This is a genomic window from Rhizobium sp. 01L410 (assembly GCF_056400165.1).
In genome coordinates this window covers 191,806-204,702 of record NZ_JBFTST010000005.1, presented here as the reverse complement: position 1 = coordinate 204,702, position 12,897 = coordinate 191,806, and the positions used below count along the sequence as shown (strand labels likewise).

Here is a 12,897-nt window from a genome sequence, read left to right as displayed (position 1 = left end):
ACCACTCCGCGATTGGCTCGCCCCAGCGAGTGGGGCGAGCCTGGCCCGATTGTTTAGAAATCCATGCCTGCCCCAGCCGGGATCGCCGGCGCGGCATCCTTCTTGGGCTTCTCGGCGATCATCGCCTCGGTCGTGACCAGAAGGCCGGCGACCGAGGCCGCATCCTGGAGTGCGGTCCGCACGACCTTGGCCGGATCGATGACGCCCTGTGTATAAAGATCGCCGTATTCGCCGGTCTGGGCGTTCCAGCCGAAGGAGAAGTCGGTCTTTTCACGCAGCTTGCCGACGATGACGGAGCCTTCGGCACCAGCGTTTTCGGCGATCTGGCGAACGGGGGCCTCGATCGCCCTGCGGACGATCTCGATACCAACCTTCTGGTCTTGGTTGGCGGTTGCAAGATCGTCGAGTGCCTTTACAGCCCGCAACAACGCAACACCACCGCCCGGCAGGATGCCTTCCTCGACGGCGGCACGCGTTGCATGAAGCGCGTCGTCGACGCGATCCTTCTTCTCCTTGACCTCGACTTCCGTGGAGCCACCGACACGGATCACCGCAACGCCGCCTGCCAGCTTGGCCAAACGTTCCTGCAGCTTCTCGCGATCGTAGTCGGACGTGGTCTCTTCGATCTGCGCCCGGATCTGGGCGACGCGGCCGTCGATCTCGGACTTGGAGCCAACGCCGTCGATTATGGTGGTGTTTTCTTTCTCGATCGCCACCTTCTTGGCTCGACCGAGCATGTTGAGCGTTACGTTCTCAAGCTTGATGCCGAGATCTTCGGAGATGACAGTGCCGCCGGTCAGGATGGCAATGTCTTCGAGCATCGCCTTGCGGCGATCGCCGAACCCCGGCGCCTTGACAGCCGCAATCTTCAGACCACCGCGCAGCTTGTTGACGACGAGCGTAGCAAGAGCTTCGCCCTCGACGTCTTCCGCGATAATCAGCAGCGGTTTGGAGGACTGCACGACGGCTTCGAGGGCCGGCAGCAAGGACTGAAGGTTCGACAGCTTTTTCTCGTGGATGAGGATATAGGGGTCCTCGAACTCGACGCGCATCTTGTCCTGATTGGTTACGAAGTACGGCGAGAGGTAACCGCGGTCGAATTGCATGCCTTCGACAACTTCGAGCTCGGTCTCGGCGGTCTTGGCTTCCTCGACGGTGATGACGCCTTCGTTGCCGACCTTTTCCATCGCCTCTGCTAGATATTTACCGATCTCTTCGTCGCCGTTGGCCGAGATGGTGCCGACCTGGGCGATTTCGGAATTGCTGGTGATCTTGCGGGCGTTGGTCTTCAGTTCCTTAACGACGGCGTCGACGGCAATATCGATGCCGCGCTTAAGGTCCATCGGGTTCAGACCGGAGGCGACGGCCTTGGCGCCTTCCTTGACGATCGCCTGGGCGAGGACAGTTGCGGTGGTGGTACCGTCGCCGGCGAGATCGTTGGTCTTCGATGCCACCTCGCGCAGCATCTGGGCGCCCATGTTCTCGAACTTGTCTTCTAGTTCAATTTCCTTGGCGACCGAAACACCGTCCTTGGTAATGCGCGGCGCGCCGTAGGACTTGTCGATGACAACGTTGCGGCCTTTTGGGCCAAGCGTGACCTTCACGGCGTTGGCAAGGACATCGACCCCACGCAGCATGCGTTCGCGTGCATCGGTGTTGAATTTGACTTCTTTCGCAGCCATTTGTTCACTCCTTCAATAGGCAGCTTTTTGACTGATGGGCGGTAATGCGTGATTACGCGGCCCGCTTCTGCTCGGCCTGAGCTTCTATAATGCCCAGGACGTCGCTTTCCTTCATGATCAACAGATCTTCGCCGTTGATCTTGATTTCGGTGCCGGACCATTTGCCGAACAGAATGCGGTCGCCAGCCTTGACGTCGAGCGCCTGGATCTGGCCAGCCTCGTTGCGTGCACCAGGGCCAGCGGCGACAACTTCGCCTTCCTGCGGCTTTTCCTTGGCAGTGTCAGGGATGATGATCCCACCCTTGGTCTTTTCTTCGGATTCAACCCGACGGACAAGAATGCGATCATGAAGCGGTCGGAACGACATGTTTTCCTCCATTGGACAAAAAAGATGACGCAAAATCCCCTGCCGGACCGGGTGACCAATCCGGACGGGGCGAACCTCATCTGAGCGTTCGCGTTCAAAATTTATTTTCGAGATTTTGTGATTTCAAGAGGGCGGGAGAAAAAATTAGCACTCGATGTCGCCGGCTGCTAATATACTGGAAAGGAACAATAAACGCCTTTGATGGTTTAAGAATACTGTTGATAGATGGATGATTTTACGTCACCTTCGCAGTGTCATGAAACGGAGATGAAGCATGCAATTCTCGTCGGATTTCGAGCGTCAGCTTAACGGCTACGGCCTCACCACCGCGCACATCCTCTACCGCATTCCCGATTTTGAATCCGTCCTGCAAACCTACGTTTGGCAGGACTACGATCTTGCACCGGACTTTCCAGAAATGCGCAAATTCCTGGACTTCTGGCGCAACAGCCTCGACGGACCGCTACACTCCGTCCGCTATACACACCGGCGTCTGATTGGACCGAACGAATGGCGCCGTGTCGAGGGCGAGTTCAAGCTTCACTGAACTCTTGATTTTGATATTTCCGCTTCCTAGCTCACCCGGCGATCGGGGCTTGATCAGTCCGGTCGCTTTCCACGTCTGTATGGAGTGAGACCACGTGGAAGAAAACATTAAAGTCATCAAAGGTGCCAGCATCCCGGAGAGGGAGGAGATCATTGTTGATTTCGCGCGCTGGCTCGAGACTGCTTCGCAAGATGCACTTGTCTACGGTGAGGGCCGTTTCGCTGTGATGTCGGCGAATATGGCGCAAGCGATCCGCATAAACGCCGACGAACTTGCGCGCGACAATCCCGAAGCGACCGAACGGGTACTGCAGCAAGCCTGCGCGATGATTTCGAAGTTCAAAGCAGCGTACCCACATCGCGTTCTTAGTCGCTCAGTGCACTGACGATGGGGCAACTTGCGATCGGCGAAAAAAATGCGCAGCCGATCTTGAAACGGAAAATCGCTAAAACCAAATCGATTACTGCCAGCCGCTGAGACAGGGCTGACTTCGCCGGGAGCGCCGCTTTTGGCACTCTCGTACCCATGTTGCTTCAAGGAGGATATGGCTATGGCAACATCTTACGACTACGCACCTCTCTACCGCTCGAGCGTAGGTTTCGACCGGATCTTCACTCTTCTGGAGAACGCCCAGCGTGCCCGGTCGACCAACGACTGGCCGCCTTATGACATCGTCAAGAACAATGACGACACCTATACGATCTCGATTGCGGTGGCTGGATTTGCACAGGACGATCTCGATATCACTTTCCAGTCCAATCTGCTGACCGTCACCGGTAAGAAGCAGGAGACACCGGCCGATGGCTACCTGCATCGCGGCATCGCCGGACGCCCGTTTGAACACCGGTTCGAGCTTGCCGACCATGTCCGGGTGAACGGAGCAGATTTGAACAGCGGTCTTCTCTCGATTGAGTTGCTCCGTGAGATCCCTGAAGCATTGAAGCCCAGGAAGATCTCAATCCAGAGTACGCCTGCGTTGACGTCGACTGCTCCTGCGCAGATCGAAGCGCAGAAGGCGGCGTGACCTTTTAGTTCATTCAATGGTCAGCGGCGCCATCGCGATGGCGCCCATCGACATTCCGGGTTGGAAAGGAGAGAACGATGAAACCCGATATGTTCAGAAAACCTGTCACCATTCTCGTCGGCCTTGGCTTTCCTGCAGAAGTTCGCACCGTCATGGATGCTTACCGACATCTTGTTGAGTGGCCCACTTCGTTCACGGACACGGCGCATTCAGTCGCCCTTAAAGCATGCCAGGCGGCGCTTCGTGGCGAGATCGAAGCGGAGACGGCGCGTGGTTTGTTTGTAGCATTCGCGCAGAAGCATGAACTTCTTGCGCCTCAAACATCTGCTGTCGTGGCGTCTCGCGCGCGAAGCGACCGCGATCCCCACGTGCAGTGAGGTCAAGTATTATGAGGCACATCGTGTTGCAGCAGTTGATCGACAATGCAGCAACAATGGGTCCGATTGTGTTGATGCGGGGGATGCATCTTAGACGGCCGGCAGATGTTGTAGAGGCGTCGTCTCTCTCGACCGATGACAAACGGACGATCCTTGCTGCGTGGGCGTCCGACCTTTACGCGGTCGACTCGAAGCCGGCGCTTCGGCACTTGCCGGGAACGCCAGAACCGGTCTTAATCGATGAGGTTCAGTCAGCACTAATAGAACTCGATTTGCGGAATTCTTAGTTCCGTGCACCACACCGGAAGTACGGGCCTTTCCCCAATGGGATGCCGGACTGCGGTTTAAAAAGATGAGGATTTGGCCCTGTGGTCGAGGAGATGCACGGTGTTCGAAAGCCGTGCATCGAAACGACGGTATCGATGTGGCGACACGTTGCCCGTATGAGCCGACACGAAGGCTGGAATGCAGACACGCACTTCCTGTGGTAGCGATCCCGTTTAGGGTTTCGGCTGCCGCCTAGATGGTGGCGGCAACCGAGCGACATGGCAGGTGATCAAACCCCGCTAAGTCTCAAGGAACTGCCCTCATCGTGACCGTGCAGCGCATATTGCGGCCAAGGCTCGAGGCCCCGCGGCCCGTGCTTAATCAGAAGCGTGTCGTTTACCCCGGGCGCTGTTGGCTTGCTTTGATCTACCACGGCCTCGCGGGTGAACCTCGCGCGGCCGTAGTTACCGACGATCATGCCTATTCCTTCCAGCCGCACTGTGGAGATCGTACAAGCGTGGGCCTGTGCAAAGTCTTGAACGTCCCGTCAAACGATGACGTCAATGCTCTGTTGGAGATTCGCCAATCTAGCAAAAGGCCCGCCGGAGAACGCCGGGCGGGCCAAGAGCTGGATGGGTCCAGAAGGCTGATGCCTGTTTCAGCCGTGCCGATTGAACCATCAAGCCGAAGACATGGCAACACGCTTAGTGTGCGGGACTTCAGTGTAGCCGCGCAGGAACCAGAACACGGCCAAGTGCATTTTTGTATTCGGTCGTGTGCACGTGGCCGCGCGGCCGAGCCCCCCAAAGTGTGGAGGGCGCGCTATGTAACACGTCATGGTGGAGCTTGCATGAAACAGTACAGTTGGACCCTGATGAGGCCTGGAGCCATTCCCAACATCGGGGTGGGAACCCTTGATGAAGTGGCAGGAGCGGTGCATCGTTGTCAGCTGCCGGGAATTCCATCTGCAGCCTGGCTGATGGACGAGATGAAGGCCAGACAAGATTTGACCGGTACGGCCAGATATAATTACGCGCTAGGTCAACCCGACGAATGGCGCTTTGCCTGGATTGCACAGTGAAGCGCTTACAGGCTGGCGGCATCTCACTTGGCAGGATGACAAGCTTGTCCCTAGAGCAGTAGTCCTAGAGGGGATTTCTCGTTCTCTGATGCCGTTGCGAGACGCGGGTTTGCTTCGCAATTCCTTTTCATTGCCCGAAGCCGACTTCCAGGGCCAGACCTCGACAAGAACACGGCCCATCCAGAGTGCCGGTAAATTGGGGCCGCGTCCCTCCGTTCGGCGGTAATCACCAGCGTGATCGAGGCGAGCGGCTAGCGAAGATGCGGCGTTCGGTGCGGCGTCTGATAGACTTTATGGCAGAGCGGCACGGCGCCCATTTCGAAAAGGCCGTGTCGCATCAATGGAAACATTCAGAGTTGAGGACAAAGGCCGCGCGTCGAGCTGATGCTCTCCAGCAGCGAGCAACGGGATGATTGACTCGGCTTGCCATAGGCCGACGATCTGGACGATGATTTGAAGACCCTCGCCACTTGTACCGAACCCATCGCAACACCGGCAGGTCAGTGACGTTCAGCGCCCGCCAGACCGCCGAATCCGGCGCCTCTATGCGATCAAAGCGTCGCGCGCTGCTGGGCGGCGTCTCGCGAAAGCCCGGTTGCGATGATGTCGTCGATCGCTTCGTCGACGATACTTGCTGTGTTCCGGACTAGGTCTTCGAAATCGCGATCGCCTGCGCAGCCGCCGCCGAAGAAGACGAATGTGTTGCGGCGAGGAACTAAGCCAGCCTGATGAAGCAACTGCGCGAGGCGACGACCGACGACGGGATTGTTTCCCATGCCTATCATAGGTTCGCTGGTACGCATGCCAGACCGGTGAAAACCCCGGTGGCTCGGGCAAGAACAGTAGTCCGTCGTAGTCGTCGTCGCACGGATGACGCGTCCTCCCGGTCACAACGCGCATGCCATGTTGCGCACCACATGTAGCGGGTCGGGGATATGCCCGCGTACGAAGCGGGGATGAGCGACGCCCAGCTTGTCATCGCGGAAAGGCGGATCGAGGATGTTGCCTCCTTTCATCTCAAAGATATCGGTTTCGCCGTCGTTTCTTAGAATTCGCCGACCAGTCTCAAAGCCGGAGTCGGTTGGTTCACCCTTCGGCGATTTGGGTACGCGACGGCGCGGCGACTAAGCTCTCGACAGCCTCTTGCACCATGTGCAATCTCTTGAGTTCTAGGGCGGCGTCCGGGAGCGCGCGATGGGCAGGCCTAGCGGGCTCTGAGCCGGCGACAACTTCGGAGACGAGCGCAGCAGGGTCGACGCCCCGCATTTGGCTGTCGTGAAGCCGCTTCGAAGCAAATTCAACGAAGAGATCGTCCGACTTGCGAACGCGAAGCGCGTGTCTCGCAACGCCACCAGCGCGAAGGAGGACGCTGAGCCACTTCCCATCCCACGACGGTGAGCTCGCGTAGAGATCATGATTTGCGAGCGTCGCCATCATCTCTTGGACGACAAGGGTAACCGGAACGCCTTCATTGGCTAGCGCCGTTCGGGAGATGCCGTGGATGCCTTCGGCCTCTGCCGACCAATCCGTCCAGTTCGGCGCCGGGGCGATCAGGAGGGACCGTGCCCGGCCGTCCTCGAACACCCATGCGATTTCGATCGGATAGCTGTGCTTGCCAAGCGAGGAAGCTTCGAAATCGAGGAACACGTTCATGATAGATCTCTAGTCGAAGTCGCCGGTTCTACCTAGCCGGAAAACGACGACGGGGTCGGCTTCTTCTCCGACTGCGGGACGGCCATCTCGCCGCACCACAAGAACGCCGGCGTGGTGGCCGGCTGCTTCTTTTGCTTCGCCGATGGCCTCTGCCTCCGTCTCGCCGACTACGGTCTCCCATGCCTGGACGGGCTCGCCTCGGTCATCAAGGTCGTAGGCGACGATGCTGAGCGAGGAGAACGTTCCCGGCATCAGGCGGTACCGTGTTTGGGACGGGCGAGCTGCGCTGCGAGATCGCGGGCGTCATCCTTGCGTTCTTCGTCGTTTGTGCCCTCGACCTTTGCCTTTATCCAGAGAGCTTCTTCTTCCGTCGCTTCGACAGGAAGGCTGGTATCTTCGGGGCGTCGTTGGGGCCGGTTGTGATCTTTGTCATCTTCTGCTCCTCTTCGGATGGCGCGTGCTGCGGAAGCCGCTGGTCGTCGTCCGACCTGTCTAAGGTGCCTTCTTTGCCAGACTGTTGTCGGCGAACATCTTTCTCCGCCGGCAGAGGTCGTCGGCTTGCACCTCGTCGGCATTGGCATATCCCTTGCGCTCTTCCATCGCATCAATCCCGGTTGGCCGTCTGCGGAGCGGGAATTCGGTCGTTCGGGCCGGCGCGGCCCGTGGTCGGATCGGCGTCAGTTAGACCGTCGCCCGCCTCGCGGCTGTTGCCTATGTTCACCGGCGGCGCGCGGCGGTCGTCGACGTTGGTCTCGGGCAGCTCGTCGTCCTGAGTATCATTGTTCAGAGACTTCGGAGGAAGCTTAACTGAGCCTGGAATGGACTTGGCGGTCATGGTCGTTCTCCTTGTTCAGAAGGAACTCGCAGACACGGAAGCTGTTCCCCGGGCCTCCTCTTAAGCTGGGATGACAGGACCGATGGAGACCGCAAGAACCTTACGCACAAGTTTGCTGATAGATAACCGATTTATCGTGTCAACCCGAAGTCTCATCACCATGCGCGACCGCCCTGAGCTTAAGTTCCCATCGGAATCTTATCGGCTTTGGGGCAAGAGTTTCAACGATTGCCGGGAACGACAAAAGAGAAGGGCGTCCTTGAAGATGACCGTAGCGACGACTGCTCCATCGGGGTCGCTGATTTCGGAACGCTGCCCGTCCACATGCTCGCCGTTGCGAATTTTCGGCCAACAAATCTCTGGCGCTCGCCCTAGCTTTTTAGATGGCAAGGTCGACAGTTTCGAATTGGGTGCCGTCTGGGTCGACAAGCAGTTTTCGGCCGTCCCGGATGTTCAGAAAATACCGCATGTTCTTCGCCTTAATGCATAAGGCCCGCGCCATAAGCGCGGGCCTCAAAACGTCAATGGCTGTTCTTATGGCTCTGCTGGCCCGCTTTCACGTGCTGCTCATGCGAGCCGCCCTGCTTACCGGAGGACGTGCTGCCGGTGTCGGGCGACGCCGACTTCGCGGTCGAAGACTTGCCAGGGGAAGCCTGCTTGGAGCCCGACTTACTCTGACCAGCCTTCGCGTGCTGCTCGTGCGATCCGCCTTGATTTGCCATGGTGTTTTCTCCTCTGTTTGAGACCTTCATGGTCCCGTTTAGAAACTTCGGCACCTTGATCCTTGTTCCGCAGAATGTTCGAAGGCCTGTTCGCACTGGGCTGCGCTGGTACCGTTCAGTACGCAAAGCGGCCCGAGTTTCACCTTCGGACAGAGGCCCGCCCCAATCAAGGCACGTAGAGGTCCATCAACGCCACATCTGGATGACCGAGCAGGGTCGCCTGATAAACAGAGCCCACCCACCGAGACGGTGCCATCATTAGAACGGGGCAGTCTCTCAGCGCACCCTGTCGACCGAGTCGGCACAGCCTTAGTGTGATCGACATCCGCCGTACCGGCGCAAAGCTTTAGTCGCACTATTGGCAACTGACCGCATGTCTGCCTACTTCCGCACGGGAACCTCTTCAGCGGCAAATAAGTTTTCTCCGATCACAACAGAGTCACAACAGAGGTAGTCAGATGCAGCTTATCGAAACCCATATCGGAAATTTGAATGACGGGATGATCACGGTCGAGTTCCGTGGAGAAGGCGACGAGCTGGTGGCTGTGAAGCTCGCTTCCGACGGATGACTTGATGGCGATGCAGCCGTACGTCACGCTAAGGCCGTCCTCATTCAAATCACAACTTTCAGCGACGACCGTGACCCTTCCAATGACGAGTTCGAACATTCGGTGGACGATGAAACGGCGATTGATGGTTCGCGCGGCGAAGAGCCCAACCGGTGAGTCTTCCCATTTGCGTGAACAAAGCAGCGGTCGGGCTTCGCCCGGCCGCTGCCGTCCCCACTAGATCATAAACCTTGCCTCTCGCTGCAACGGACAAGCTCTTCCTTGACAGTCTGTAGTTCGTTATGCCGTCATCCAGTTGACTACTAGCGGAGGAGAGGCCTGGGACTGTGGTCGACCCGGTGAGGCGAGACGACTGCGATATTGGCATGGGCGATCTCCACGCCGACATCGGGTTGGCACGAGGGCCGAACTAATGACCGTCGCCCGAAATGGTGGACGCCGCGATGAAGCGTTCCTTCCCGAAATTGTAATAGTAGAGAGAGAGGATACGCCCGTCGTTGAGGACGACGGAACGGGGATATCCTATGTCCGGCAGCACTGCGTCCCTGCGGATGTCGATCGTCTCCGACCATTTCCGTCCGCCGTCTGAACTGGTGACCATACGCATGCCAGGGCGGTCGCCCCGGAACCCGTAGACAAGAGCAAGGCGCTGCGGGCCCAACCGAACAAGGCTTCCGGGATTGCCGCCAGGTCCGGTATCCTCGACTGGAATGCCTAACGGATGCCACGTGGCACCGTTGTCTTCAGACCGGAAGGCCTCCAGCCAGCCCGGTTGATCAATTCCCCGGCCGCGTCGGACAACGCTAACTATCGCACCGTCACAAAGCCGCAGGCTCGACGGCATGATGGCGTACCCGTCTCCATCGAACGGGAGGGAACTCTTCCAATGAAACGTCAACCCGCCATCGGTTGTCGCAACGCAGAGGCAGCGACCTTCGGTGCCGTCGGACTTTGCTGCGGTCATCATGAAGAGGGCGTGATCGTCTGATAGGGGGACGATATCAGTCCGCGAGGCTAGGCCTTTGAGGTCGAGCCCCTTGAATAAAAATGGTCCTTCCCAACGCCGGCCGCGGTTTCTCGTGAGGTAGAACCAGCTATGGGCGCGACCGTCAAGGCCGGTACGTGCAACCATCACTGCGATTTCAGGATCCAGAAAATTGACAGGGGTAGAAAGAGCTGGAATGTCTTGCCCACGAAGCTTGGAGCCTGAGCGCAACGGTACAGCGAGATGCTCGTCGGCGGAAAGGCTCTTGCCTCCCGGCACGAAGCCCGCAAAAGTCTCGGGCGACCATGTGGCGCCGCCGTCCACGCTTCTCGCCTGCATTGGCTTGAACTCGTGACTCTTGTCACGGGCGTGGAGCACACCTTGCCTGCCCAGTTTACCGTCAGCGAAGACGACTACGATTTCCTCATCCCAAGCCCAAAGACCATAGTTGGCCGGCCACGCCGAAAAATGACCAGGCCGACGAAAGACCTCGTGATGGCTGATCTGCAACTGATCGCTCATTTTCGACGCCCTCGTAGCTTCGCGGCGAGGATGAAGGCTGAAAGACAGAAGCAGATGCTGTTCGCGAGAATGATCGGAATCTCGCCTTTCATTGAGCCGAACGCGGTCCAGAGGGCGAAGCCGGTTACCGTCAGGATGTACATGCGGATCGAGATTGCCGCTGTGTCCTTGGTGCGCGCGACTTTTGAGGCTTGTGGAATGAAGCTCACGACAGAGCAGAAAGAGGCGGCGTAGCCGACGAGAGAAATAGGATCCATGGACTCCTCGAGAATTCGTCCAATGAACTTCGCTGTCAGTATGATGTTCCTTGGCCCTGTCGACAAACGACCTGCACGACCGCTCTACACCTCCAGTCTTTCACGATGGAAGTCCCGGAACAAATATTTCGGTTCCGAAGGCTCGGATGCGCACCCTCGGGAAATTTTGCGCTGAGAGCCGGCCTTTCGGGGATGCGGCAGGATGTCCTCAAACCTCTGCTGTAGCAGGCAGTGCCGAGCACAGCGGGCTGGAACGCGACGGCCGCAGAGGTTACGCGCGGCGGCGCCGGGAGCCTTCTCTTGCCGCGCGCAGGGGCGACGACCTTCAGTACTCGGTTCGGTCGGAACCGGGTTAAAATACAAGGACGCAGTTGAGCTGCGAGGGATGCTCGACAAGCTGGCCAAAGCAGGCTCAACTGCTTGGTCGAAAGGTTTGTAGAACCAGCTCGGGGTGGTGTCGCAAGCTGCTTAAACACCTATACTCTTTGAGCCGATTTTTTCTGGCGCTAGCGATTACGGGCGCCATGGGGCCCGTAATCGCTAGCGCACAATTTAAGTTGGCAGGTGTTTTCAACGCGTCTTGGAGGCGTTTGAGGCTTGAGTAATCCTTGCCAAGAGCGGCGACTGCGCCGCTGGACAACGTCAGATCTGGTCCCGCAGCGACTTAAAGGAGGCGCGCAGTTCGTCGGTAAACAACTCTGGCTGTTCCCAGGCGGCGAAATGCCCGCCCTTCGGCGGCCTGTTATAGTGGATCAGCTTCGGATAGGCCTTCTCTGCCCAGCTCTGCGGCGCCTGGTAGATTTCGTCGGGGAAGGCGCTGACAGCTACGGGGATTTTGATGCCGCGCGGATCGAAGAAGCCGCCGGAAGGGAAATGCGCATTGTCCCAGTAGAGCCGTGCAGACGAGATCGCCGTGTTGGTCAGCCAGTAAAGCGTGACATTGTCTAGGACATCGTCAGGCGTCAGACCCTCCTCTTCTCCGTTGAAGGAGCGGGCGATCATCCGATAACTCCGGATGTCGTGATCAAGCATCCAGGACGCGAGCCCGATCGGGGAATCCACGATGCCGTAAAGAGTCTGCGGACGGTTGTTCATCTCGATCGCGTAGCCGAGCCCGTTCTTATAGAAATCGTCGAGCTGCTCATAAGCGCGCTTTTCATCGGCGGAGAGATCGGCCGGCGCAGGCCCCCCCGCGGAAAGCAGCTTGGCAATGTCGGCCGGCACGGTGGCGGCCATGTTTGTATGGATGCCGATGAGACCGGCAGGCTCCTGCACCGCCATGAGTTCGGTCACTGCATTGCCCCAGTCACCGCCCTGGGCGACATATTTCGTATAGCCGAGGCGCTGCATTAGCACGGCCCAGGCCTCAGCGATGCGTGGCGGGTTCCAGCCCGTCTGCCTGGGCTTGGCGGAGAAGCCATAGCCGGGAAGAGAAGGAATGACCACATGGAAAGCGTCCGCTTCAGTGCCGCCGAAGGCGGTAGGATCGGTGAGTGGCTTTATGATTTTCATCTGTTCGATGACTGATCCAGGCCAGCCATGGGTGATGATTATCGGAAGCGCATTTTCGTGCTTCGACTTGACGTGAATGAAATGAATGTCGAGGCCGTCTATCTCCGTAAGGAACTGCGGAAATGAATTTAGCCGAGCCTCGACCTTTCGCCAGTCGTGGGTTTTCCAACGGGTGGCGAGTTTCTGAATAGTGTCGAGCCTGACGCCCTGGCTGTCGTCTGTGACATTTTCTTCGTCCGGCCAGCGGGTGGCGGCAACGCGTCGATGGAGATCAGCGAGTTGATCCTGGGACGCGGCAAACTTGAAGGGTCGAAGCTCGGATACCTTGCCGGTTGCTGCGAACACTTCAGGAAAAACTCCGATGGCGCTGGCGGACGCCGCGACTGCAAGCAGCGTTCGACGGGTGACATTTGGCTCTACTCGGGACATGGCGTCCTCCTTGCTCGTGCGTTATGTGACGAAGAAGAATTTTGCACCGAGGGAGTTCTGCGACAATT

16 protein-coding genes are annotated in these 12,897 nt (G+C 58.2%); 6 read left to right on the top strand and 10 right to left on the bottom strand.

Going from position 1 to position 12,897, the window contains the following annotated elements; translation table 11 throughout:
- Positions 1–53 precede the first annotated feature (53 nt).
- Both groL and groES read right to left on the bottom strand, forming a co-directional pair.
- Complete coding sequence (gene groL / locus AC1DV9_RS13150; protein WP_477948310.1) at positions 54–1,682, bottom strand: chaperonin GroEL; 1,629 nt, start codon at positions 1,680–1,682, stop codon at positions 54–56.
- A 52-nt stretch (positions 1,683–1,734) separates the two neighbouring features.
- Entirely contained in the window at positions 1,735–2,049 is a 315-nt protein-coding gene (gene groES, locus AC1DV9_RS13145; protein WP_168600401.1) for a co-chaperone GroES, read from the bottom strand.
- A gap of 274 nt (positions 2,050–2,323) precedes the next feature.
- On the opposite strand from groES, the gene AC1DV9_RS13140 reads away from it, so the two are divergent.
- From AC1DV9_RS13140 to AC1DV9_RS13115, 6 genes are all read left to right on the top strand, one after another.
- Positions 2,324–2,596 carry an usg protein gene (locus AC1DV9_RS13140; RefSeq protein WP_112389380.1) on the top strand — a complete coding sequence of 91 codons (273 nt, stop codon included), beginning with the start codon at positions 2,324–2,326 and terminating at the stop codon, positions 2,594–2,596.
- 94 nt (positions 2,597–2,690) lie between these two features.
- A complete protein-coding gene (locus AC1DV9_RS13135) occupies positions 2,691–2,981 on the top strand; it encodes a hypothetical protein (RefSeq protein WP_112443995.1) in 291 nt (96 codons plus the stop codon).
- Positions 2,982–3,146: 165 nt separating this feature from the next.
- Complete coding sequence (locus AC1DV9_RS13130; RefSeq protein WP_477948307.1) at positions 3,147–3,620, top strand: Hsp20 family protein; 474 nt, start codon at positions 3,147–3,149, stop codon at positions 3,618–3,620.
- Between the two features lie 77 nt (positions 3,621–3,697).
- Positions 3,698–3,997, top strand: coding sequence for a DUF982 domain-containing protein (locus AC1DV9_RS13125; protein WP_477948306.1), 300 nt, complete (start codon positions 3,698–3,700; stop codon positions 3,995–3,997).
- Positions 3,998–4,008: 11 nt separating this feature from the next.
- A complete protein-coding gene (locus tag AC1DV9_RS13120; protein WP_477948304.1) occupies positions 4,009–4,284 on the top strand; it encodes a hypothetical protein in 276 nt (91 codons plus the stop codon).
- 830 nt (positions 4,285–5,114) lie between these two features.
- Positions 5,115–5,345 carry a hypothetical protein gene (locus AC1DV9_RS13115; protein ID WP_112444000.1) on the top strand — a complete coding sequence of 77 codons (231 nt, stop codon included), beginning with the start codon at positions 5,115–5,117 and terminating at the stop codon, positions 5,343–5,345.
- 551 nt (positions 5,346–5,896) lie between these two features.
- On the opposite strand, the gene AC1DV9_RS13110 is transcribed toward AC1DV9_RS13115, so the two are convergent.
- The 8 genes from AC1DV9_RS13110 to AC1DV9_RS13075 all read right to left on the bottom strand — a co-directional run bounded on the left by AC1DV9_RS13110 (position 5,897) and on the right by AC1DV9_RS13075 (position 12,829).
- The gene (locus tag AC1DV9_RS13110; RefSeq protein ID WP_477948302.1) at positions 5,897–6,148 is read right to left on the bottom strand and encodes a hypothetical protein; all 252 of its coding nucleotides are present in this window, start codon (positions 6,146–6,148) and stop codon (positions 5,897–5,899) included.
- Positions 6,149–6,431: 283 nt separating this feature from the next.
- Complete coding sequence (locus tag AC1DV9_RS13105) at positions 6,432–6,998, bottom strand: 3'-5' exonuclease family protein (protein ID WP_477948300.1); 567 nt, start codon at positions 6,996–6,998, stop codon at positions 6,432–6,434.
- Positions 6,999–7,007: 9 nt separating this feature from the next.
- Positions 7,008–7,250, bottom strand: a complete 243-nt coding sequence (locus AC1DV9_RS13100) for a hypothetical protein (protein WP_477948299.1) — start codon at positions 7,248–7,250, stop codon at positions 7,008–7,010.
- A 352-nt stretch (positions 7,251–7,602) separates the two neighbouring features.
- Positions 7,603–7,833, bottom strand: coding sequence for a hypothetical protein (locus tag AC1DV9_RS13095; protein ID WP_477948297.1), 231 nt, complete (start codon positions 7,831–7,833; stop codon positions 7,603–7,605).
- A gap of 521 nt (positions 7,834–8,354) precedes the next feature.
- Complete coding sequence (locus AC1DV9_RS13090) at positions 8,355–8,555, bottom strand: hypothetical protein (RefSeq protein WP_477948295.1); 201 nt, start codon at positions 8,553–8,555, stop codon at positions 8,355–8,357.
- Between the two features lie 978 nt (positions 8,556–9,533).
- Positions 9,534–10,631: a sialidase family protein gene (locus AC1DV9_RS13085; RefSeq protein WP_477948293.1), complete on the bottom strand. Its 1,098-nt coding sequence runs from the start codon at positions 10,629–10,631 to the stop codon at positions 9,534–9,536.
- Complete coding sequence (locus AC1DV9_RS13080) at positions 10,628–10,888, bottom strand: SemiSWEET family sugar transporter (RefSeq protein ID WP_477948291.1); 261 nt, start codon at positions 10,886–10,888, stop codon at positions 10,628–10,630. Before AC1DV9_RS13080 ends, AC1DV9_RS13085 begins: the two co-directional genes overlap by 4 nt.
- 642 nt (positions 10,889–11,530) lie before the next feature.
- Entirely contained in the window at positions 11,531–12,829 is a 1,299-nt protein-coding gene (locus AC1DV9_RS13075) for an epoxide hydrolase family protein (RefSeq protein ID WP_477948289.1), read from the bottom strand.
- Positions 12,830–12,897: the final 68 nt, after the last annotated feature.